Genomic DNA, 24,042 nt, shown 5'->3' with positions numbered 1-24,042 from the left:
TTTTAAAATCTAAATGAAGCACCAATTCGAATTGATCTTGGCGGTCCAAAATTGGATGGATCCTGCATATACTCGGGTGAATAACCGCCTTCAAAAGTAAAATCAGGCTCGCCGGTATCGCTGTAAACAAAAAGAATGTTACGATGATCGGTAAGGTTTAGTATTTGGGCAAAAAGTCTGAAATAGTATTTCCCGCTAAATAAAAATTCTTTCCCCAATAAAAGATCAATCGAATAAGTTCCTGGCTGCCGCAAGGAATTGCTTTCAACAAAACCAACATCCCTGCCGCCGGGGGTATAGGGGGCACCTGAACTTGCACGAATCACAAAACTGAAATCCATGTTATCAAATATTTTTGAATCGAATATTTCCGGACCTTCGTTTTCGGGAATAGTAAATGTCAGGTTTGCATTAAAAACATGTGTGCGGTCAAAATCGAGATAGTACAGTTGTGTTGATTCCTGGGTGCCGGGATATTGTTCTGTCTCGGAAGATGCACTGCCCTTTGCAACAGAGAAAGTGTATGTGAATCCGCCGGAGAACCATCTATCCGGTCTCATATCTAAGGTGAGTTCAAATCCTTTTACGTTCGCGTAATCTTCATTAACATAAAGTGTATAACCGGTATAGCGCCCATCTACAAAAGGAAATAAATATTTAGTTCCAATCAGTCCGGTGATGTCTTTATAATAAGCGCGAACATCTAATAGAATTCTATCTGAAAGCTGGTGAGATACCCCTACCTCGTAAGCAATTGTTCTTTCAGCATCAAGATTTGCCTGCCCGAATAACGGTTCGCGAACATTCAAATCATATTGATGATTTTCAAACAGCGTGTTGAAGTTTGGATTTTGAAAAAAATGTCCATAAGCAAAGTGAAGTTTTGTACGATCGGAAATTGGATGCGCAATTCCAAGCCTGGGAGAAAATTGTGTGCGCGGTTCAACCTTAACAAGCGAAGTTGGAATTAAAGGATCCTGCCTGAAAGTTACGTTGGCATTCATATAATCGAATCGCAATCCAAGATTTAAGATCAGAAATGGAAATTCAATTTTATCTTGAACATAAGCGGCGACTTGAAATGGATTAGTATTATAAATATTTATGCAAGGGAAACTTCTTTTGGGATCATAAATGTTGTAATAGTTAAGCCAATGTTTTTTATACGAAACACCAAATTTCACTTCGTTAAGATTATCAATTTGCCAGACGGCATCGCCCCTGAAATCAGCAGTCACGGTTCGACTGTCGGTTAGTTCGGGCGGGTCAGCGCGGCTTAAAAATTCAAAACCATTTCCTACATTATCCAGATAGCTCCATTCATTATCTGAAATATATTGCGAAGTATCTTTGTCTAATCCGGAATAATATCCTTGATTAAAATAAGAAGCTCTTAATTCGTAGAACATATTGCTGGCAATGGTGTGGGTAATGTTTAAGCCTGTTTGCCAGCTATCGGAATGTTGACGAAGATATTGTTCAGGAATAAATTTGTAAGAGTGATTGTAGTTCTGCCAATCATCTAAACTTCCACGGTTTGAAAGTGAAAGCCTCAAATCAGGAATTACTGAAGTTGAAATTTTTGTGAAGAATGATTGAGTTTTGTTGTGCCCAAACGGAAGATAGCTGCCGCTTTTATCAAGTTCAGCAGAGGCAAAAAAATTCAGATCGTTTGTTAATAATGGCCCGCTTAAACTTCCAGTCATTCGTAATTCGTGCAGGTCAGAATATCTTTTAATTCCAAATTCACTTGAGCGCACTTCAATCTTTCCATTGTAATCTTCCTGCCCTTCCCGTGTAACTATATTAACGACGCCACTAAGTGCTTGACCATATTCAGCATTAAATGTTCCGCTAAGCAGACTCATTTCCTGAATAGCATCGTTGCTTATTTCGAGCGGTGATCTTCCGAGTAAAGGATCCTGAACATACATACCATCAACAAGATATGCTACTTCGTTTGAGCGCCCACCCCTTACGTGTAAATTAGTGCCGCTGCCGACAACGCCGGCTTGAAGAGATAATAATTCTGTAAAAGATGTAACAGGAAGCGCTTCTATTTTGTCGCGTGAAATAACCGAGATGCTGCTTGTTAAATCTTTTTGAATCATATTTGATTTTGCGATAACCACCACCTCCTCGGTTTGAATTGATTGCGGTCTTAATTCAACGGGGAGTTCTGTAGTTTGGTCAACAATAATTTTCACGCCTTCGATGACAACTGATTCATAACCAAGATAGCTAACTTTAACTCTGTAAACACCGGGGGGGATATTCAATATTACGAACTGCCCGTCAACATTAGTGGCAGCGCCAAGCGCAGTTCCTTCAAGAATAATATTAGCTCCAATTAATGGTTCGCCTGATTCTGCATCTGTTACAGTGCCTATTAGTTTTCCTGTTACTCCGGCTATTAATGGAAGTTGAAATAATAAAAGTATGAGCAGTATTTTTTTCATAGTTATCACCAAAATTTTCTTTGAAATTGATTTCTAATTCATCACCAGGTTTTGATTTGTCATTATCCGACCGGATTCCTTTATAATCTTTTTTACTTTAGTTTTATTTTTAAGCGCACATGCTGTTGCAATCGCATTTATCAAAACCGAAATGGCAGCAAATGAATTTGTAAAAAGCATGTTTTCGCTGTTCACCGTAAGACTGATCTCTGAATGAAAAGTAATCGGGGAACTTTGTTTATTTGTAACTGAAATAACTTTGATACCCCCCCGCTTTGCAAATTGAGCGGCATCTATTGTTTCAATAGAATATGGAGGAAATGAAAATGTAATCAGCAAATCATTTTTATTCAGGTAAAGAATTTGTTCTTGAAAAATTGTATGCGTGTGCTTCAACACCGATGAATCAAGTGAAACCTGAGTGAGTTGATAAGCAAGTATTTCAGCAAGTAAATAAGATATTCCTAATCCTGCAGTAAAAATTCTTTTTGATTTTAAGATAAGATCAATCGCCTCATCAAATTTTTCCCGTTCGATTAAAGAAAGAGTATCATTAATATTTTTTATGTCAATGTTAGCCACAGAAGTAAGAATGTCACCATCAGCTTTTCTCTTGTCGAATAAGGGAAAAGTTTGCTTGTGCTTCAGCTTAGTCTGCAGCGAATCTGTAATTGCAACGCGCATTTCACTGAAACCGCTAAAGCCAACACGCTGCGCAAATCTTACAATTGAAGCGACACTTGCTTCCGTTGATTCTGAAATTTGATGCACCGTTAAGAACGGTATCTTATCAAAATTATCTATAAAATATTCTGCTATCTTTCTTTGGTTTTGAGGAAGAGAATGAAAATTTTTTTCAATCTTATCTTTTATTTCTTTGTAGATAGACATAATAATTTCTTCGACTTATTAATAAAGATGATGGGGTCAAACTGTACGCTGTTTGACCGCCACCAAAGATAAATTTTAGCAAATTTTATTTTAGTAAAGTCATTTTATTACTTAAATGCATTTGTGGAGTTGAAAGAGTATAAACATAAATTCCGCTTGGTAAATTGCTCGCATTAAAATCCACGTTATATCTTCCGCCATCTAATTCTGATTTTATTAATGTACTTATTTCTTCACCGTTAACATTAAAGACTTTCAGAACCACAAAATCTTTTGAAGGAATTTCAAATGAAATTGTTGTACTTGGATTGAAAGGATTAGGATAGTTTTGCGATAATTTTAAATCAACAGGAAGCAGCACAACTTCAACAATATTTGAATATTCGAACGAGCCGTTAAAATCAATTTGCTTTAATCTGTATTGTACTTTTGAAGCAGTTAAAGCGCTTACGTTATCAGAGTAAAAATACTCATGTTGATCACTTGTAGTTCCATAGCCTATCCTGTAGCCTATTTTTACCCAATCGGTATTATTCTTTTCATCAATTATTCTTCTTTCAACTTCAAAAATATTATTGTTCAACTCTGTAGTAGTTGTCCAATTCAGATTGACAAAATTATTTTCAATTGAAGCTGTAAAGGAAGTGAGTTCAACCGGCAGAATTGAGTTTAGATATTTATCTTCAGCAGTTGCCATATTACTAATCACTTCATTATCGTCGTTACCAAGAGATACTCCGAAAAAAAAGTCGTACGTTTCTCCCGGATTGATGTTTACAATGGTCTGCCCAAGAACCACAACTGAACCATCAACTGCAGCGGTTAAGGGCGGGTCAAAAGAATTCTGGGTTAACCATGAATAAAAATCCGCATCATTATTATAACCATCAAACCAATCGAATGAATGCATTGAAGTAATATCTTCGGAGAATATTTTATAACCTACATGCCCGGTCTTATTCATCATTACAATTTGTGAAGCAGCATCGTAGTAAACATTTTCAAATCCGTAATCACCATCAACCTGCGGAATAATTTCTAAACCGATTGCAGCATTTATTGGAGTGGTTTCATTGTTCTTTACACTCAGTTTGCCCACTAAATAAGCACCGGAATTCCATCCGTAAATATGTTCGTCAACCTCAACCTGCGGAGGAAAAAATTGTCCGTTATATGAATTATCAATTCCCACGGTTGCTTCATAATCACTGAACAAAGGATTGATAACTGTTGCGGGCGGTGCAATATTTTCTGCGTCTTCAGTGTAATCGAAAACTGCTGATTGACTTACTCCAACAAGAATTGATGAGCGATCAACCTGCCGTGTTGTTAAATTATCGCTGAATATTCTTATTCGACCATAATCGTTTAACGTAACTCCGACTCCGCCGGTATAAAAACTTTGAGAAAACAATTCTCCGGAGAACAAAAGAACAGCGATCATCAAAACTGAAAATAAATTTTTAAAAGCTTTCATTTTGAACCTCAATTATTTTTTACTTAATTATTTGAGCAGAATCATTTTTTTAGTTATCGAATTTTCCCCGGCGGTTAAAGTGTAGAAATAAATTCCGCTAGGAATATCCGCTGCATTGAACGTAAAATTGTACTGACCGGCTTGTAATTCTCTATCAACGATTACGGCAACTTCCTGACCCAAAGCATCAAATACTTTCAGCATAACCTGTTGTTGCTGCGGAATGGAAAATGATATTGTTGTACTTGGATTGAATGGGTTGGGGTAATTCTGATTTAACTCAAATGCAGTTGGTTGAGCATTAATATTCTGAGGAACATCGGTAATCAAATCATAAAATGATTGTACCTCGTCCATATTCTCGAGCATGCCTGTTTCATCAATCCCGACTGAGATTCCAATATAAACCACAGTAGAATCACCAGTGTTGACTGGGACAGAATTTTGTGAGAAGAATGTAACAGGACCATCACCGCCGGCATCAAACTGGGGCTGCAATATTCCTTTTGTCATCCAATTGTATAGTGAATCATCAATCAGTGAATATCCATCATACCAATCAATTGAATAAACTGTTGTAAACTGCCCTGATAACAATTTATAACCTACCATATTATCCTCCCCTTGCCTAAAAGTTGAAACGATGCCTTCGCTGTCATAATATTTAATTGTCTCAAGTCCGTAGCTTCCATTCGGTTCTGGTATAATTTCCATACCTACAATTGCATTGATTAAATCAACCTCTCGATTTAGAATTGTAAATTTCACAACTGCCCCACCTACGTTATTCCAACCATACACATTTATCTTCGCTAAAACATTGGGGGGGGCAAATAAACCGTCGTATGAATTATCAATCGAACCATAAAGTTCGTAATCACTGATTGATGGATTTAAAACATTCATTGCAATATCAATAGCCTCAGCATCATTCGAATAGTCGAAAACAGCATTCGGTGCAGACGCTACAAGCAAAGACGACCGATCAATCTGACGGGTGGTTAGTGAATCAGAAAAAACTCGAACTCTACCATAAATACTTAAATCCATCCCAATCTTTCCTGAATAAAAAGATTGTGCAAATGAATCATTCAACAAGATTAATACAGTGAACAAAAAGCAAAATGAAAAAGTAATTACACTTTTCATACGAACCTCCTTGAGAATTAATTAATAAATCAATTCCAACCAAAAAGATTTGGCGGAATTAGTAATAGAAATCCTAATAACATTAAAATTATTTGTAAAGGAATAACCCACTTTGCCCATTTTTCCCACGGCACTTTTGCCATAGATAATGCACCCATCGTTACTGCAGAAGTGGGAATTATAATATTTGTGTACTCACCAAACTGAAAAGCAAGTATCGCTGTTTGTCTTGATACTCCGGCAAGATCAGCAAGTGGAGACATTATCGGCATTGTTAATGCTGCTTGTCCGCTTCCCGAGTGAACAAAGAAATTAATTACTGCCTGCACAGCAAACATTTTTTGTGAAGCAAAAATTGGAGATGATGATTGAATGTATGGCGATAGTCCGTAAAGCACGGTATCAATAATATGTCCGTCTCTCGAAATAACGAGCGTGGCTCTTGCCAGTGCAATGATGAGTGCTGTGCCGACTAAATCCTTTGCGCCATCAATAAAACTTTTTATTAAAACATCGCTGCTCAATCCGCCAATAATTCCAACTACAATTCCCATTATAAAAAACATTCCGGCAATTTCTTCGATGTACCAATCAAGTTTTACTACACCAACAACAAGCATTACTAACGAAAGCACAAAAGTTAAAAGAACAAATTTATGCTTTAATGAAAAATGATTCTCGTTATTATAAATGTGATCGAAGTGTTCATTTTTCCTTCGCTCGTTATCTTCAGCAAATGTCGGACTAATTTCAGGTTTTTTCGAAAGTCTTTTTACATAATAAAGTAAAAAGAAAATTGCAGCAGTTGTTGAGATTGCCCAGCATATCATTCGATAACCAATTCCAGAAAATAAAGGAACATCTGCAATGCCTTGTGCAATACCAACGTTAAACGGATTTAAGAACGCACTTGCAAAGCCAACGTGAGCGCCAACAAGCGGAATAGCCACACCAACTATCGAATCATAACCGAGCGCTAAACAAATTGGAACGATAATTAAAACAAATGGAATGATTTCTTCATTCATTCCGAAAGTCGCGCCTCCGAGTGAGAACATTAAAATTAAAACAGGGATAAAAAATGTCCGTAATGTTGCCGAGCTTTTGTGAGCTTTAGCAAGTTTATTAATTAAAGAGTTTATCGCATCAGTTTTTGCAAGTACGTTAAATGCGCCGCCGACAATAAGTACAAAGCCGATTATCATTGCCGCCTCAACAAATCCTTTTAGCGGTGCAATGAACAAAGCAAAAAATCCTTGAGGATTACTATCTACATATTTAAATGAATTTTGTACGACAACCTCTTTTCCATCAATAACTGCACGCTCGTAACTGCCTCCGGGAATAATCCAGGTTAATCCGGCAATTAATACTAACAAAGAAAAAATTAATAAGTAAGTGTTTGGAACTTTAAACTTAAATTTTTTCTTGTCAATCATTCAATTACTTCTTTAGTTTTCATATCAAATTTATCTCCGCTGATTAAGACATGCAGTTTCATATTGCTTATTCCAAGATTTCCATTTTTATCTTCACGAATATTTTTTGAATTGGTGGGATCATAAACTAAAACCTGATTATTTCCGAAAACTTCAAATGTATCATCAGGATTAACAATAATTGAAGTTGATTCATCAATTGCAATTCCAAATAAATTTGGATGTTCTATTAAAACAGAGATAGTTCTGTTGTGTCTTTTTCTTTTTAGAAAATGCTGATCAATAATAACATTTGTTAAAAATCCGAATCCTCTTTTAACTTCAACATTTCCTTTTTCGATTGTTACAAATGATACGGATGAATCTTTATTGATTAATTCATTTCCGGTAATCATCACTTCGCTCATAACCGCTGCCCCTGCACTTGTGCCTCCGACAGTTCCACCATTATTGTATATATCAAATACTTTTTCCAATAATTTTGTACCGAGCATATCTCTTGTTAAATCACTTTGATCTCCGCCGGTAAAGAATACAGCATTTGCCCACTCCATTTTTTTTAAGTTAGCTTCATCATCTGCAGTCTCATGGGTAAATAAAATATAGTCGGCTTTTGCACCTAAACTGGTAAAAGTCTTTTGTTCTATTTCACTATTTAGTTTTGGCTCTGAGCCGGCATTTGGAATGATAATGATTCTTGCATCAGAACCACCTGCAAGTTCAACAAACTTTTTTTCAATTTCAGGAGTTTGAACTCCACCAATAATTAATAAATGACCTTTCGTCTGCGAGAAGTTTTGCTGAAAGAAAACAATAATTAAGATGATAATTAAGTAGAATAATTTTTTCATTTTGATTAATCCTTTTTTACAAGCTCGAGAGCTATCTCAGCCGATTTAATTAAATCTTCTATAAAAATAAATTCTTCATTTGAATGAGGATTCTGAGCGCCGATGCCAAGATTAACTGATTCAATCCCCCTTCCGTTCAACGAGTTAGCATCGCTCCCGCCGAGAGAAATTTTAGGCGTTGGCTCTAATCCAACTTTTTTAATTGCTCTAACAGTTTCTTGAAACACTGGCGAGGTTTCGGGAATAGTGTAAGGCATAAAATCCCAGAAATAATCAACCTCAAACTTTGCCCCAACCTTTTCTGATTCTTCTTTAAATATTAAAACTAACTGATCAAAATAATTCTCTGCTTTTTTCAAATTGAAAGATCGAACTTCACCTTCAAGTTCAGTTAATTCAGGAATAACATTTACAGCAGAGCCGCTTTTTAACAAACCGATATTCATCGTGGTTTCTTCATCAATTCTACCGAGTGGAAGCCGGCTAATCGCTTTTACAGCAGCTATCATTGAGTTGATTCCTTTTTCAGGTGAAATACCGGAATGTGATGCTTTACCAACAATTTTTATTTTTAATCCAATTGCTCCGCAAGCTGAATAGATAAAATTTCCCGGACGATATCCGGAATCAAAAATAAATCCCTTTTTTATTTCGCCATTCACCCCAAGATTTTTTGAACCAAACAAAGTTGTTTCTTCGCAGGTTGTGAAAGCAACTGTAAAATCTTTAACGGCAATTTTTTCATTCGCAATTTTTTCAAGAGTATAAAGTAAAACAGAAACACCAGCGCGATTATCTACACCAAGCACAGTATCTCCTGATGAAACTATTCGATCTTCTTTTACAATTGGTTTAAGATTTTCCGTTGGACGTGCAGTATCCATGTGGGAAGTTAAAATAAAATCACCGCCGGTTCCAATTTTACAAATCAAATTTCCTGTATTGCTGTTAGTAAATTTTGCGGCTTCGTCTTCATGAACTGTGTAATTATACTTTGAGAGAAATGATTTTATAAAATCAGCGAGGGTTTTTTCGCTGCCGGAAAGTGCATTTATCCTGGCAACTTCTAAAAATAAATTTACAAGACGGGAGGAATTATTTTGTAACATCAATTACAGCAATCTATTTGTTTGTAATATTTGTTACATAATTACAAAAAATAATTTTACAAGTCAAGAAGTATTTTCAAAAGAGGGAAAATATTTTATTCGTCGCTAAGGTCGTCGAGCAGTACGTCCTTTTTCAGAAATCCATCTTTTATCAGACTGTCCTTTGAACGATACATAACAATAGTAAGTTCATTAGTACTGTAATAGCCGGTGGATTCGATGCGAACACCATTTATTTCTTTGGAAAGTTTTACGTGCGAGATGATTTTATCCCCATCAATAAGCGAGTTGTCTATTTTGGATTTCTTTACCGGAATGTTTGATAAAGCCCAGTAAATTCCCTTCTTGGCATTTTGTAATGCAAACTCAACATCGCTTTCTATAGTTGATTGAGCGAAAGTAAACGAACCGAAAAAGCACAAGAGAAAAATATTTTAAGACTCATATTGCCCTCAAGATTTTTTTATTTCATTTTAGTTAAAACTTAAAAAGTCCTCAATTGCTGTGATTTAAATTACTAATATCAGCCGAAAAAAAATATTGTTTGACATAAGTAAGAAAAATTATTAAGTTGGAAACCAGAAAAACGATAATAGTTTCTAAGAGGAATGATGGACGATCAAACAAAAATAATTGAACAAATAGAGGATAAGTTATTTAAAGAAGGTTTTTATAAAACTACTATGGATGATGTTGCTTCTGAACTTGGCATGAGTAAAAAAACTATCTACAAATTCTTTCCCTCAAAAGATGATCTTGTGATGGCAATTACAAAGCATTTTATGAACGGAATGAAGAACAAAATTGTACCAGCGCTAAATAGTGATAAGAATGCAATTGAAAAGCTTTCTGAACTAATTAATATCCTGGCAAAGGCGTCAGAAAAAGTATCACCCAAAAGAATGGACGAAATTAGGAAATACTTTCCAAATCTGTGGAATGAGATTGATAAATTCAGAACTCAGATGATGTTTGGAAATATTACAAAAGTGATTGACCAGGGAAAAGCTGAAGGATTATTCATTGATTATCCAACTTTAATCATAATGAATGTTCTTGTCGCTTCTGTAAGAAACATTGTTAATCCAGATTTTATTCTCAATAACAATTTCTCAATCATTGAAGCAGCCCGTTATGCCTTTAGAATAATTATTGGCGGAATTGTAACCGATAAAGGGAAAAAAAATTTTTAATCAAACAATAAATAAGATGTGATTATGAAAAGATTATTATTTATAACCCTGTTATTAATAAGTCAGGATTTTATTATTCCTCAAACGCAGCTTACGCTTGAAGACTGCTATGTAAAAGCAAGAATGAATTATCCGCTTATCAAACAGAAAGATTACATTGAAAAAACTAAAGACTACAGTGTCAGCAATATTTGGAACGGATATTTTCCACAGATAACTCTTCTTGCACAAGCTTCATATCAATCCGATGTAACAGAGGTACCAATGCCATTGCCCGGAATCGTAATTCAAAGACTCTCAAAAGATCAATATAAAGTTGCAGTTGATGTAACACAGACAATTTATGATGGTGGAATAATGAGTTCGCAGGCTGGTATTCAGGAATCTGTAAATGAAATTGATGACCAAAAAATTGAGATTGAATTATTAAAGATTAAAGAAAGAGTTAATCAAATTTATTTGGGCATTCTTCTTATCGATGCTCAATTAAATCAAATTGAATTTGTAATAATTGATTTGAATGCCAGCATTTCAAAACTTGATGCTGCTTATGCAAATGGAACGGCAACTAAATCCGATGTTGATGTTTTAAAAGCAGAGCTATTAAAAACAGAGCAGCGTAAAATTGAACTTATCTCTTCCCGCATATCCTATATAAATATGCTTGGATTATTGATAAATGAAAGTTTAAATGAATCAACAATTTTTTCAACTCCACCGCAAATTGATTATCTATCTGCCGAAGAAATAATTAGACCTGAATTAAAAATGTACTCAGCTCAGAAAAATCTGATTGAAAATCAGGATGGGATTTCTGTTTCCAAAATTATTCCCAAAGCTAATTTGTTTTTTCAGGGTGGATACGGAAAACCTGGGCTAAACATGTTTATAAATGATTTCGATTGGTATTACATAACCGGTATTCGATTTTCATGGTCACTATCAAATCTCTACAGTTATGGAAATGAAAGTGAAATCAATCAGTTAAACCTGCAAAGCATCGATGCACAAACAGAAACATTTCTGTTAAACACAAAAATCACAACTAATCAGCAGCTTCAAGAAATTGATAAACTAAAAAAATTGATTGAAGTAGATAAAAGTATAATTGATTTAAGAACCTCAGTTAAAGAATCAGCTAAAGCAAAACTTGAAAACGGAGTGATTACCTCAAATGATTACGTCCGTGATTTAAATGCGGAAGATACCGCAAAACAAAATTTAGAGATTCACAAAATTCAACTATTGCTTGCTCAGTATAATTACAAAATCACAACAGGAAATTAAAAAATATTATAGAGATGAAAATGAAAAACAGATTTTTAAACATTGCATTTATTTTAGCTGCAGCTCTTTTGTTTGGCTGCTCAAACAGTAATGGAGATTTTGATGCCACGGGCACATTTGAATCAGAAGAGATTATTGTTTCATCGGAAGCGATGGGAAAACTTGTAATGCTTCAGGTTGAAGAAGGAATGCAGCTTAAACAAAATCAAATTGTTGCTGTAGTTGACACGACACAATTACATCTTAAGAAAAAACAGCTTCAGTCAACTATCAAAGCTGTATTAAGCAAACAACCTGATATTAGTGCTCAACTTGCAGCTCTTCAAAAACAAATTGAAACTACCGAGGTTGAAAAAAAGCGAATTGAAAATCTTGTTAAATTGGATGCCGCAACTACAAAACAACTTGATGATATAAACTCACAGTTAGAAGTTTTAAACAAGCAATACACTGCAGCCAAATCCAGTTTAACAATCACGAAACAAGGGATACAAAGTGAAACTCTTCCGCTAATCGCACAAGTTGAACAGATTGAAGATCAAATCAAAAAAAGTATAATAATCAATCCCATTGATGGAACAGTATTAACACGATACGCAAAACAAGATGAGATTACTTCAAATGGCAAGGCACTATATAAAATTGCAAATCTTTCCAATATGACTTTACGTGCGTACGTTGATGGTGATCAACTTGGGCAAATAAAACTTGGACAAAAAGTAAAAGTATATGTTGATAAAGGTGAAGGCGATCAAAAAGAAATGAGCGGAGAAATTTATTGGGTATCTTCAAAAGCTGAGTTCACTCCCAAAACAATTCAGACAAAAGATGAGCGTGCAAATCTTGTTTATGCAATCAAAGTAAAAGTAATGAACGACGGTTATTTAAAGATCGGCATGTACGGAGAAGTAAAATTTTAATTTTTTATGAATGCAATTGAAGTAAATAATATCACCAAAACGTACAGGACAAAAAAAGATGTTATCACAGCTGTTGATGATGTATCATTTTCTGTGAGTGAAGGAGAACTTTTCGGATTGATAGGACCGGATGGTGCGGGAAAAACTTCCATCTTTAGAATTCTTACTACGGTTTTGCTTGCTGATAAAGGAAATGCTACAGTTATGAACCTTGATGTTGTGAAAGATTATAAAGCAATCAGAAATATTATTGGTTATATGCCGGGACGATTTTCACTTTACCAGGATTTAACCGTAGAAGAAAATCTTAATTTCTTTGCTACAATTTTCAACACAACCATTCAAGAGAACTATGATTTAGTCGCTGATATTTACAAACAGCTTGAACCATTTAAAACAAGACGTGCAGGTAAACTTAGCGGTGGAATGAAACAGAAACTTGCATTAAGCTGTGCATTGATTCATAAACCTAAAGTTCTTTTTCTTGATGAACCAACCACCGGAGTTGATCCCGTTTCGCGCAAAGAATTCTGGGAAATGTTAAAGCGGTTGAAAGCTCAAGGTATCAGTATTCTTGTTTCGACTCCGTATATGGATGAAGCGAATTTGTGTGATAGAATTGCGCTTATTCAAACAGGCAAGATTTTAGAGATTGATACCCCGCAAAATATTGTAAACAGATTTGATAAAAAGCTCTTTGCTGTAAAATCAAAAAGTATGTTTAATCTTTTAAACGATTTGCGAGCTTATTCTAAAACCGAATCCTGTTTTGCATTTGGACAATATCATCATCTCGTTTTAACAGAAGAGCATCCGGATTTAAATGTATTAAAATCTTATTTGAAAAATCACGCTGAACTTGAGATCGAAGAAATTAAACCAGGGATCGAAGATAGATTTATGCAATTGATGAAAAGGATTTAAGTTGAAAGAATTTTTATGTTATGAGAAAATTTGCACACAAGTTAAAACTCACCTAAATCCCTCTCTTAAAAGAGAAGAAACTAGATCCCCCCTTCTCTTTGTAAGAGAAGGGGTTGGGGGATGAGTTCATTTGCTAGTCACAAAAGTACGTTGATACAAAGAAGAAGATAAATGATACAAAACGAAATAGTTATAAAGACAGATAAGCTCACAAAAAAGTTTGGCGATTTTATTGCTGCCAATGAAATTACTTTTGAAGTTTTTAACGGTGAGATATTTGGTTTTCTTGGTGCAAACGGAGCGGGTAAAACCACAGCCATGAAAATGTTAATCGGAATTTCAAAACCAAGCAGCGGCAAAGCAACAATTGCAGGTTTTGATGTTTACAAAGAAACTGAAAAGATTAAAAAAAGTATTGGCTACATGAGTCAGAAATTTTCTTTGTATGAAGATTTAACCATCAATGAAAATATCCAATTGTTTGGAGGTATATATGGTTTATCGGATAAGGAGATTGAATTGCGAAGAAGTGAACTTATTAAAAAACTAAACTTGCAAAATGAAGCTGATAAATTAGTTGCTTCCCTTCCGCTTGGATGGAAACAAAAACTTGCATTCAGTATTGCAATATTTCACACACCTAAAATTGTGTTTCTTGATGAACCCACTGGAGGTGTTGATCCAATTACAAGAAGACAATTCTGGGATATGATTTATGAGGCATCACACAACGGTATAACAGTTTTTGTAACTACTCATTATATGGATGAAGCAGAATATTGTGATCGTGTTTCCATTATGGTTGATGGAGTAATCAAAGCACTTGATTCACCAGCAGGGTTAAAGAAACAATTTAATGCTCACTCGATGGATGAAGTATTTATTATGCTTGCACGCGATGCAAAACGTGGAGAATAATATTTAATGGAACAATTAATAACATTTATTCAAAAAGAATTTCATCACATACTGCGCGATACACGTTCTATGCTGGTATTGATTGGTCTTCCGATTGTTCAGCTTCTAATTTTTGGTTTTGCTATCACAACCGAAGTTCGAAATGCCAACATTGCAATACTTGACAATTCAAAAGATGAAGTCACGCAAAGCATCATTACCAAAATAGAAAGTTCTCAGTACTTTGACATCGATAGATCGATTACTTCAAATGACCAAATTGAAGAAGCATTTAAATCCGGTAAAATAAAACTAGCTATAGTATTTCAGCAAAACTTTCAAAATGAATTGTCACATTCAAACAAAGCTCAACTTCAAATCATTGCAGATGCTACTGATCCAAACCAGGCGACCACTCTTACAAATTATTTAAGTTCGATTGTAAGAGATTATCAAAATGAATTGAATCGACAAAATAAATTACCCTATACTATTAATACAGAAATGCGGATGCTTTACAATCCGCAGTTAAGAGGTGCTTACACTTCAGTTCCCGGTGTAATGGGAATGATTCTTTTACTCATCTCTGCAATGATGACTTCGATAGCAATTGTAAGAGAAAAAGAATTGGGAACGATGGAAATACTTCTAGTATCACCAATGCAGCCATGGCTTGTGGTTATAAGTAAAGTGATTCCATACTTTATAATATCACTGATAAATGTAGCCACCATATTGATATTGAGTGTGTTTGTTCTTGGATTACCAATTGAGGGAAGTTTGTTCTTATTAACTGCTTCTACAATTATATATATTTTTTGTGCGTTATCGCTCGGAATACTAATTTCAACGATAACAGAAACACAACAAGCCGCAATGCTTATTTCTTTGCTTGGCTTAATGCTTCCCGTAGTAATGTTAAGCGGCTATGCATTTCCGATTGCAAACATGCCAACTATTTTGCAAATACTATCTAATTTGGTTCCTGCAAAATGGTACATCATAATTGTAAAAAATGTAATGATAAAAGGAATAGGCATAGAGCAAATCTGGAAAGAATTATTAATTCTATTAGCAATGACCGGAACATTTTTAATTATCAGTATAAAAAGATTTAAGATCAGGTTATAATGAGAACGCTAAAATTTTTATTAAGAAAAGAATTTTTACAAATCTTTCGTGATAAACTTATTCTAAGAATGATTTTTGCTTTACCGGTGATACAACTTATTATTCTTCCTTATGCTGCAACGTATGAAATTAAAAATATTACACTTAGCGTTGTTGATAATGATCATTCCGAATATTCAAGAAAACTGATAAATAATTTAACTGCCTCCGGATATTTCCAACTTGTAGATTATTCCAAAACATACGCTGATGCATTAGATCAGGTTGAAAAGGATAAAGCAGATTTGATTGTTGAAATTCCAGAAGGATTTGAGCGCGATCTTATTGGAGAAGATGAAACAAAAGTTTTGATTGCCGCAAATGCAATAAGCGGACAAACTGCGGGACTTGCTGTTGCTTATGCAAATTCTATAATAAAGGATTTTAATAATGATGTTCGTACTGAATGGAATCAGCAGCCGAGATTAAATGCCATTCCTGCTATTGATATTACAAGTTCTAATTGGTTTAACGTACAAATGGATTATAAATATTTTATCGTTCCGGGCATATTAGCTTTACTTGTTACTTTGGTAGGATTTTTAATGTCATCACTCAACATTGTTAAAGAAAAAGAAGTCGGAACAATTGAGCAGCTAAATGTGTCGCCTATAAAAAAGTATCAATTTATTTTAAGCAAGTTAATTCCCTTTTGGGTACTTGGTTTATTTGTTTTGACAATAGGATTTTTAATTAGCTTTATTGTTTACGGAATTTATCCCGCAGGAAGCTTTTGGGTTGGATATATTTTTGCTGGAATTTATTTAATTGCTTTGCTCGGCTTCGGTTTACTTACATCTATTTATGCGGATACACAGCAGCAAGCAATGTTTATAGCATACTTCTTTATGCTAATTTTTATTTTGCTTGGCGGATTGTTTTCACCAATAGAAAACATGCCGGATTGGGCACAATATCTAACTTATATTAATCCAGTTCGCTATTTGATTGAAGCAATGAGAATGATTGTATTAAAAGGCAGCGGTTTTTGGGATTTGCGTTTTCATTTTTTGATTGTAATTGGATTTGCAATTGTATTTAATGGTTTGGCAATCCGGAATTATAAAAAAACTGTTTAGTAAATTTAGGTTAGTTAGATTTAACTATTAGAATTTATGCCACGAATTTCACGGATTATCGCTAATGATTTAAAAATTAAAATGAAATTCGTGAGAATTAGTGTAATTAGTGGCAATATTTCTAAACTTGATTTTCAATCGTTCGTAATGAGTAAGTAAATTAGAATGTTTCAAAATAATTTTAATTGAAAATAATTTAATCCCAATGGCGAATAACAGCACAAAACTTTTTGAAGAAATATTTTCTGAAGAGATTATATCAAACGAAAGTTTCCGATCAAAAGTACTTGCGGGAATAATTGGATATTTGATTATAGTAGTACTATTAATTTCACTAATCTTCAATGCGCAGTTCAAAGACATTTCTCAATTTCCGATAATAATTGAACTAACATTAATCATCCTTGCAGTAATTTTTATTCGGGCAATATTTGTAAGTCGTGCTGCAAAAAGATGGACACGCTTTGGTGTAAAAGCATTCATTTCAATCAGGTATATCAATGCTTTTATAGAAATTAGTATTCCAAGTATTGTATTGATTATTTACTCATTCAACCTACCTTCTGTTTATCCGCTGTTTACTCCAATTGCACTATTGTATTTTATAATTATTATGCTTTCATCCCTCGAATTAGATTTTAATCTTTGTCTGTTCTCTGGTCTGATGGCAGCAATACAATACACCGTGATAGCATTTTACCTGAGTAATAAACCCTTCCCTGACGAAGCAATAAAAGCCAGTTCATTTTTCCCCGCTTATGTGGGTACAGCGGCTTTGTTTTTTATTTCGGGTCATACGGCTGGATTGATTACCAATCAAATAAAAAAAGGATTGATGAAACATTACAAAGCGCAAGCGGAACGAAACGAAATTCAAAAACTATTTGGTCAGCAAATTTCTAAAGAAATAGTTGATGAAATATTAGACAAAAAGTCCTTGATTCAAAGCCGCTTGAAATTTGCAGCAATAATGTTCTTGGATATAAGAAACTTTTCAATCTTTGCTCAAAACAAATCACCTGAAGAAATAATAACATATCAGAATGAGGTATTTTCATTTATCATAGAAATAATAAATAAAAATAAAGGCATCGTTACTCAAATTATGGGAGATGGATTGATGGCTATTTTTGGTGCGCCGATTGAACACGATAACGATTGCCAGCTTGCTGTTAATTCCGCTTTAGAAATTTATACTGAATTAAAAAAAAGAAATGAAGATGGATCATTACCTGAAACAATAATTCGAATTGGAATAAATGCGGGCGAAGTTGTTACAGGTAATGTTGGAACAAATGAAAGAAAACAATATTCAGTTACAGGACAGCCTGTAATCATCGCTGCACGGCTTGAGCAAATTAATAAAGAACTTAATTCTGTAATATTAATTTCGAAAGATGTTTACAATAAAATTACACCGCCCAATATCAATCCGATAATTCATAAAAATATAAACATTAAAGGATTAGTAGAGTCGCTTGATGTTTATCAATTAGCATAATATTCTTTAACAAGATTAATGAGAAAATATTTATGGCTGAAATAAAACAAGTAAAAAAAAGAAGCGGGGTTCTCGTTCCTTTCAACAAAGGTAGAATCAGTAATGCAATTTATCGTGCAGCAGTTGCAGTCGGCGGTCGGGATAAAGAAAAAGCTGATGAACTTGCAGATGAAGTAATTAAACTTCTAACAAAAAATAATTCCACTTTTATTACTCCCACCATTGAAGAAATTCAGGATGCAGTTGAAAAGGTTTTGATAGAAAATGGACATGCTAAAGTTGCCAAAGCATTTATTCTTTACAGGGAAGAGGCAAATAAAAGGCGGGAGTCAAGTGCAGAGAAAGCATCTCATCCATCGGAAAATATCCCCTGGGCAAAACTCCATCGAATTCTTGATTGGAGCGTAACGAAAAATCTTTTTACTATCGAACAATTAAATGAAAGGATTCAGCTTGGAGAATTTTCACAAATTGTCCACGAAAGCGAATCTGCTTACGAAGAAGATATTAAAACCGCAGCAGAAATGATTGCCGAAAGAAGCAAAGACCTGAAAATGGTTTTGATCACCGGTCCTTCTTCTTCCGGAAAAACCACCACCACCTTAAAGCTTGAACAACGATTAGAAAAACGAGGCTTGCATTTTCTTCCATTGGTTGTTGATAATTATTTCTTCGATCTTGAAATGCATCCTAAAGATGAATTTGGCGATTATGATTTTGAAACTCCGCAGGCGCTTGATCTTGAAATGATCAATGACCATCTGCAAAAACTTTGCAGTGGCGAACAAGTAGTAATTCCGTTCTATGATTTTAAAACCGGCACAAGATATTTAAATCGCACTCCCATTCAACTAAAAGAAAATGAAATACTTTTAATTGACAGCCTGCGCGGACTCTACCCCCCTATGACAACCGGCATAAATGATCAGCAAAAATTTAAGCTATATCTTGAACCCTTAATGCAGATGAAGGACAATAACGGAAAATTTATTCGCTGGACAGACATTCGACTGATGCGCAGAATGCTTCGTGACTGGGCATTCCGAGCTTACAACCCTCAGCAAACTCTTGAACATTGGCATTATGTCCGGGCAAGTGAACTGCGAAATATTATTCCTTACAACAACACCGCTGATTTTATTATTAACAGTGCTATGCCTTACGAGCTTCCCGTTTATAGTCATAAGCTGGCTGATAAATTTATTGAGTGGGAAGAAAATCTAAAAAATAACCCTCTGAAAAATGATGCTTATCAACGCGCATTGAGAGTTAAAAATATTCTCGCTTCAATTAAAAAAGTTGACGATGAATCAGCTATCCCCGGTGATTCTGTCATCAGAGAATTTATCGGCGGCAGTACTTTGAATTATCATTGAAATAATTATCAGCCGCGAATTACTCTAATTTAATTCGTGTTAATTCGTGAAATCAGTGGCAACTATTTTGTTAAAAAAAATTAAACGAAATCTTTCTATTCTGCTTGCGGCGGCGGCAATCTTATACCTTGCCCTCTTCTTTTATTTTGACTCCGATTTGGTCTTTGCAGCTTTGAGTAAATTTAATTTTTCTTTGCTTCCTTTAATTCTTCTTCTCGCTCTTTTAAATTTCAGCTTAAGATTTTTAAGGTGGGAGTATCTACTGCGCTATTTGAATATCAAACTAAAAATCAAAGACTCGGCAGGTATTTTCTTCTCTAACTTAATTATGCTTGCAACTCCCGGCGCAATGGGCGAATTATACAAAAGTTATCTTGTCAAAAAAATAACTAACGAGCCGATGAGTAAAACTGCGCCCATAATTTTTACAGAACGCCTGAATGATTTTATTATGCTTACTATATTTTCTTTCGCCGGCGCGATTCTATTAGATCAAAGTTTATTGCTCATCGTTTTTACGGCGGTGGTTTTTGCAGTTTTCGTTTTTATTCTAACTAACAAAACAGTCACAATAAAAATTCTAACCCTCCTTTCACAAATAAAATTTTTACATAAGTATCTTGAACAAATCAACACAGCATACACAAGTTTTCACAAAATGCTCGGTGCAAAATCATTAGCCGCTGCTTTGCTATTAAGTTTTCTTTCCTGGACGATTGAATGCCTTAGTGTTTATTTTGTCTTTATCGCATTAGAAATAAATGTTGAATTTATATGGACAATTTTCTCCTATGCCTTTTCAATATTGTTTGGCTCGCTGACTGCGTTACCCGGGGGGTTGGGGGCAACAGACGGCTCTTTAGTTTACTTCCTATCAAACAAAGGTTACGAGCAAAGCACCGCCTTTGCCGCAACAATTTTTATTCGGCTTGCAACTTTATGGTTCGCCGTACTTGTCGGCAGCATAACAATGATGATTTTTAGAAAAAGATTTAATTCATTTGAATGAAGTTGAACACATAAATCATTCCCTTTAAGCCGTGCTTTCTGTTTGAGAGAACCCGGGTAAGTAGTTTTTTTCTATAACGTACACAGTTCGAAAATCTGATAATATTCCGGTGATTGCGGCAGGTAAATTTTGAATTTTCAAGGCTGATTAGCAGAATTTTTGCACTCTGGTTCAATATCCTAATGAGGCATTTGGATATGCATGCGAGGCGTTCGAATAATGGATTTAATTTTTGGTGAATCAAGTGTGGCATTTGGATCTCCAAATGTGGCGTTTGAATATCCAAACGAGGCTCTTGGATGTTCGTTTTGAGTTTAGATCATTCAAGTGTGCCATTTCAATATCCAAGCGAGGCATTTGGATATGCATGCGGGTCACCCAAAAACCAAAAAAGGTATTAAAATTGTCAATTATTGAAGGTTTTTAAATTTTATAGGCTGTTTTTAATGCAAAAAATGAGGTTTTTTTAACTGCTAAAGGGGATTCAGAAAATAGAAAATCACAGTGTAATAAATTGAATAACAATGAGAGGAATTACGGTTAATTAATCAGCTTGTGCAGCAGCCCCGATATATTTACACTTTAGTTTAGCGGGATTTTTATTTCTTTTGAAACAGAAAAATATACTCGTGCTTAAAAATGTAAAATCCTCCGAGCAGTGCGCGGTATCGCCATAGTTCTTTTTGTGCACGTTTACCGGTTGTGTCTTCAAAATTTTTTACGATAATTGATTTCAGTTTCACTTTTCTTTTCAGCGCTTCATTCATTGTTTCAAAAGCAAGCGGTATCCATTCACCTGCGGAATATTTATCTCCAATTACTATCGCAGCGTACCTTCCTTTTTGCAGAACACTAAAAGCATTATCAAACACTTTGCCGAACATTTCGAGGAATGATTTAATACTTCTGGAATTAGAGAGATCATTTTTATCATCGGAGAATTTGATTATATCCCAGTAAGGCGGGTGGAGAAAAACAAATTGCACAGATTTAATTCCCGCTTTCTTGCACGTTGAAATTAAGTCCAGCGAAGCGCTGTCAGCATTAAAAATTTCAGTTCGGACATCAAAAGGGTTTTTTTCCTTGCCTATATTTCTTTCTGCAAGCGAAACAACTTTAGGTGAAAGGTCAATTCCTATTCCGTTTCGCCCCAGCCTTTTGCATTCGATTAAAGTTGTGCCGCTGCCGAGAAAAGGATCGAGCACCCAGTCACCTTTTTTTGTGTACCGTCGTAAAAACTGGTTAGGAATCTGCGGGATAAAATTTCCCCAGTATCCGGCATTGTGCGCGCCCGATGAATCGCGTTTATTCAAAACCCACAGGCTGTCTGTGAGAATATCTTCATACTCTTTCCAGCGGTTAAGATTGAGTTCGTTGATCTTGCTTGTTTTCTTTTCGGAAATTGTTTTAACCAAACGGCGGATGTAATATTTTGTACGCTCGAGTGATTGTGTTTCAAGTATCTGGTTCAATTCGGCGATTAAATATTTTTTTTTAATTAATGTAATTTCATTTGAGGCGGGAATAACGAATGATAATTCTTCACCGCGGGTGTTGTCAGAAAAATGTTTATGCAGTGAATTAATTTCTTTTCTGATTGATTGAATATCATCGCATAGCAAAAGAGAATTAAGAGCAGATAAAATATTCTCAGCGCTCATTCAGCTTATTTAATTGAAGGAGTGCTGGTGATATAATTGACAAGCTGATCAATAAGAAATTCTTTTTCATCAATAACAGCTTTAACCACATCACCGATTGAGATTAGCCCGGCAAGTTTTTGATTTTCCAGCACAGGGAGGTGCCGGATTTTTTTGTTGATCATCAGCGCCATACATTCGCTCGTTCGCATATCGGGATTAACGTAGATAACTTTATCGGACATTATCTCGGAGATTTTTGTTTCCTTTGATAATTTACCTTGCAAAATAATTTTGCGTGCATAATCTCTCTCAGACATAATGCCTTTTATGTTATCGCCTTCGCAGACCAGCACAGCGCCAATTTCCTTTTCTGACATTAGCTTAAGCGCATCGTAAACTGTTGAGTCGGGGGAGATAGTCCACACCTGGTTTCCTTTGTTAAGAAGAATTTCGTGTACGGTTTTCATTTGAATACCTTTCTTACTAATTGCTTGAATAAAGAAATATTATAAAATACAAAGTGAATGACACATCTAAAATTAAAATAAAACCAATTTAGGTTTATGTCAATTCAAAACTGAAAATAAAATCAACTTATTCTTTTAACAAAAAGCCGGGAAATTGTGTCCCCGATGCTCAAAGACGCAGTTGCCGCGGGCGAGGGCGCATTTAATACGTGAATCATTTTGTCTGCTTCGACAATTCTGAAATCATCCACAAGCTTTCCGGAAGGCTCAAGAGCCTGCGCACGAACACCTGCCCCACCCTTAGTAATATCATCAATTTGAATTTCCGGAATTAGTTTTTGCAATGCGTTTGCAAAAGCCTTTTTGCTGAATGATCTATAAAACTCGGCAAATCCCATTTGGTAATACTTAGCAGCCATATTCCAAAATCCATTGTAAAAAAACATTTCGGTTGAATCTTTAAACGAGAAATCTTTTTTAGAATAACCTTCACGTTTAAAAGCGAGTACTGCATTCGGTCCGGCTTCAACTCCCCCTTGAATCATCCGTGTAAAATGTACACCGAGAAATGGAAATCTTGGATCCGGGACAGGATAAATTAAATTTTTAACGAGATATTCTTTTTCATTCTTCAGCTTAAAATATTCGCCTCTAAAGGGAATGATCTTTAACCCGGGATTAACGCCGCATAGTTTTGCAACTCTGTCGGAATAAAGACCGGCACAGTTAATAATAAAATTAGTTTTTATTTCGCCGCAGGATGTTTTTACGATCAACCCATCAGGATATTTTTTCATCGAAATGAATTTACAATTTGTATTTATCTCCCCTCCATTTGATTTGACAATTTTGGGAATAAGCATCAGTAACAGTTTTGTAATTCACAATGCCGGTTTCCGGAACGAGCAATCCACCAACACCGGCAGCGTGCGGTTCATATTCTTTCAGTTGTTCCCCGGATAATTTTTTTAATCCTGTTAGTCCGTTTGCAATTCCTTTTTCATAAAGTGCATCAAGCTGCGGCAATTCATTTTCTTCAATAGCTACCACAAGCTTACCGCATCTTTCGAAATTAATATTATGAGTTTGTAAAAATTCGTAAAGGTGAGTTCTTCCGCTCACACAGTTTTGTGCTTTAAGTGAGCCGGGCTTGTAATAAAGCCCTGAATGTATCACACCGCTGTTATTCCCGGTTTGATGC

General features: G+C 35.1%; 20 protein-coding genes and 1 pseudogene. 10 read left to right on the top strand and 11 right to left on the bottom strand.

Going from position 1 to position 24,042, the window contains the following annotated elements; genetic code table 11:
• Positions 1 to 2 precede the first annotated feature (2 nt).
• The 8 genes from IPH11_13075 to IPH11_13040 all read right to left on the bottom strand — a co-directional run bounded on the left by IPH11_13075 (position 3) and on the right by IPH11_13040 (position 9,797).
• Positions 3 to 2,459, bottom strand: coding sequence for a TonB-dependent receptor (locus IPH11_13075; GenBank protein ID MBK6914525.1), 2,457 nt, complete (start codon positions 2,457 to 2,459; stop codon positions 3 to 5).
• A gap of 33 nt (positions 2,460 to 2,492) precedes the next feature.
• Complete coding sequence (locus IPH11_13070; GenBank protein MBK6914524.1) at positions 2,493 to 3,350, bottom strand: MurR/RpiR family transcriptional regulator; 858 nt, start codon at positions 3,348 to 3,350, stop codon at positions 2,493 to 2,495.
• A gap of 85 nt (positions 3,351 to 3,435) precedes the next feature.
• On the bottom strand, positions 3,436 to 4,827 hold the full coding sequence (locus IPH11_13065) for a T9SS type A sorting domain-containing protein (protein ID MBK6914523.1): 1,392 nt from the start codon (positions 4,825 to 4,827) through the stop codon (positions 3,436 to 3,438).
• A gap of 27 nt (positions 4,828 to 4,854) precedes the next feature.
• A complete protein-coding gene (locus IPH11_13060) occupies positions 4,855 to 5,976 on the bottom strand; it encodes a T9SS type A sorting domain-containing protein (GenBank protein MBK6914522.1) in 1,122 nt (373 codons plus the stop codon).
• A gap of 29 nt (positions 5,977 to 6,005) precedes the next feature.
• Positions 6,006 to 7,415, bottom strand: coding sequence for a putative basic amino acid antiporter YfcC (yfcC, locus tag IPH11_13055; protein MBK6914521.1), 1,410 nt, complete (start codon positions 7,413 to 7,415; stop codon positions 6,006 to 6,008).
• A complete protein-coding gene (locus IPH11_13050; GenBank protein ID MBK6914520.1) occupies positions 7,412 to 8,266 on the bottom strand; it encodes a cyanophycinase in 855 nt (284 codons plus the stop codon). The genes yfcC and IPH11_13050 overlap by 4 nt, the downstream gene beginning before the upstream one ends.
• 5 nt (positions 8,267 to 8,271) lie before the next feature.
• Positions 8,272 to 9,375, bottom strand: coding sequence for a M20/M25/M40 family metallo-hydrolase (locus IPH11_13045; protein MBK6914519.1), 1,104 nt, complete (start codon positions 9,373 to 9,375; stop codon positions 8,272 to 8,274).
• Positions 9,376 to 9,470: 95 nt separating this feature from the next.
• Positions 9,471 to 9,797, bottom strand: coding sequence for a hypothetical protein (locus IPH11_13040; protein MBK6914518.1), 327 nt, complete (start codon positions 9,795 to 9,797; stop codon positions 9,471 to 9,473).
• Positions 9,798 to 9,986: 189 nt separating this feature from the next.
• Here IPH11_13040 and IPH11_13035 point away from each other — a divergent pair, with 189 nt between their 5' ends.
• The 10 genes from IPH11_13035 (at position 9,987) to IPH11_12990 (ending at position 20,731) form a co-directional block, all read left to right on the top strand.
• Entirely contained in the window at positions 9,987 to 10,568 is a 582-nt protein-coding gene (locus tag IPH11_13035) for a TetR/AcrR family transcriptional regulator (protein ID MBK6914517.1), read from the top strand.
• A gap of 24 nt (positions 10,569 to 10,592) precedes the next feature.
• Positions 10,593 to 11,855 (top strand): TolC family protein, encoded by a 1,263-nt coding sequence (locus tag IPH11_13030; protein ID MBK6914516.1) that lies wholly within the window; start codon positions 10,593 to 10,595, stop codon positions 11,853 to 11,855.
• 20 nt (positions 11,856 to 11,875) lie between these two features.
• Positions 11,876 to 12,775, top strand: a complete 900-nt coding sequence (locus IPH11_13025; GenBank protein ID MBK6914515.1) for an HlyD family efflux transporter periplasmic adaptor subunit — start codon at positions 11,876 to 11,878, stop codon at positions 12,773 to 12,775.
• 6 nt (positions 12,776 to 12,781) lie between these two features.
• Positions 12,782 to 13,699 (top strand): ABC transporter ATP-binding protein, encoded by a 918-nt coding sequence (locus tag IPH11_13020; protein ID MBK6914514.1) that lies wholly within the window; start codon positions 12,782 to 12,784, stop codon positions 13,697 to 13,699.
• Between the two features lie 171 nt (positions 13,700 to 13,870).
• A complete protein-coding gene (locus tag IPH11_13015; protein MBK6914513.1) occupies positions 13,871 to 14,617 on the top strand; it encodes an ABC transporter ATP-binding protein in 747 nt (248 codons plus the stop codon).
• 6 nt (positions 14,618 to 14,623) lie between these two features.
• Positions 14,624 to 15,727, top strand: coding sequence for an ABC transporter permease (locus IPH11_13010; protein ID MBK6914512.1), 1,104 nt, complete (start codon positions 14,624 to 14,626; stop codon positions 15,725 to 15,727).
• Positions 15,727 to 16,845 carry an ABC transporter permease gene (locus IPH11_13005; GenBank protein MBK6914511.1) on the top strand — a complete coding sequence of 373 codons (1,119 nt, stop codon included), beginning with the start codon at positions 15,727 to 15,729 and terminating at the stop codon, positions 16,843 to 16,845. The genes IPH11_13010 and IPH11_13005 overlap by 1 nt, the downstream gene beginning before the upstream one ends.
• A 205-nt stretch (positions 16,846 to 17,050) precedes the next feature.
• On the top strand, positions 17,051 to 18,346 hold the full coding sequence (locus IPH11_13000; protein ID MBK6914510.1) for an adenylate/guanylate cyclase domain-containing protein: 1,296 nt from the start codon (positions 17,051 to 17,053) through the stop codon (positions 18,344 to 18,346).
• Between the two features lie 32 nt (positions 18,347 to 18,378).
• Complete coding sequence (locus tag IPH11_12995) at positions 18,379 to 19,722, top strand: response regulator SirA (GenBank protein ID MBK6914509.1); 1,344 nt, start codon at positions 18,379 to 18,381, stop codon at positions 19,720 to 19,722.
• Positions 19,723 to 19,789: 67 nt separating this feature from the next.
• On the top strand, positions 19,790 to 20,731 hold the full coding sequence (locus IPH11_12990; protein ID MBK6914508.1) for a flippase-like domain-containing protein: 942 nt from the start codon (positions 19,790 to 19,792) through the stop codon (positions 20,729 to 20,731).
• Between the two features lie 599 nt (positions 20,732 to 21,330).
• Here IPH11_12990 and IPH11_12985 read toward each other — a convergent pair.
• The 3 genes and pseudogenes from IPH11_12985 to lhgO form a co-directional block, all read right to left on the bottom strand.
• Complete coding sequence (locus IPH11_12985; GenBank protein ID MBK6914507.1) at positions 21,331 to 22,392, bottom strand: DNA methyltransferase; 1,062 nt, start codon at positions 22,390 to 22,392, stop codon at positions 21,331 to 21,333.
• A gap of 5 nt (positions 22,393 to 22,397) precedes the next feature.
• The gene (locus tag IPH11_12980) at positions 22,398 to 22,841 is read right to left on the bottom strand and encodes a CBS domain-containing protein (protein MBK6914506.1); all 444 of its coding nucleotides are present in this window, start codon (positions 22,839 to 22,841) and stop codon (positions 22,398 to 22,400) included.
• A 122-nt stretch (positions 22,842 to 22,963) separates the two neighbouring features.
• Positions 22,964 to 24,042, bottom strand: a pseudogene (lhgO, locus tag IPH11_12975) (L-2-hydroxyglutarate oxidase).

The sequence above is a fragment of the Ignavibacteriales bacterium genome (assembly GCA_016709155.1).
GTDB lineage: Bacteria > Bacteroidota > Ignavibacteria > Ignavibacteriales > Ignavibacteriaceae > JADJEI01.
Note: the sequence above shows the minus strand (reverse complement) of the source record. Positions and strands in the feature narration are given on the sequence as shown.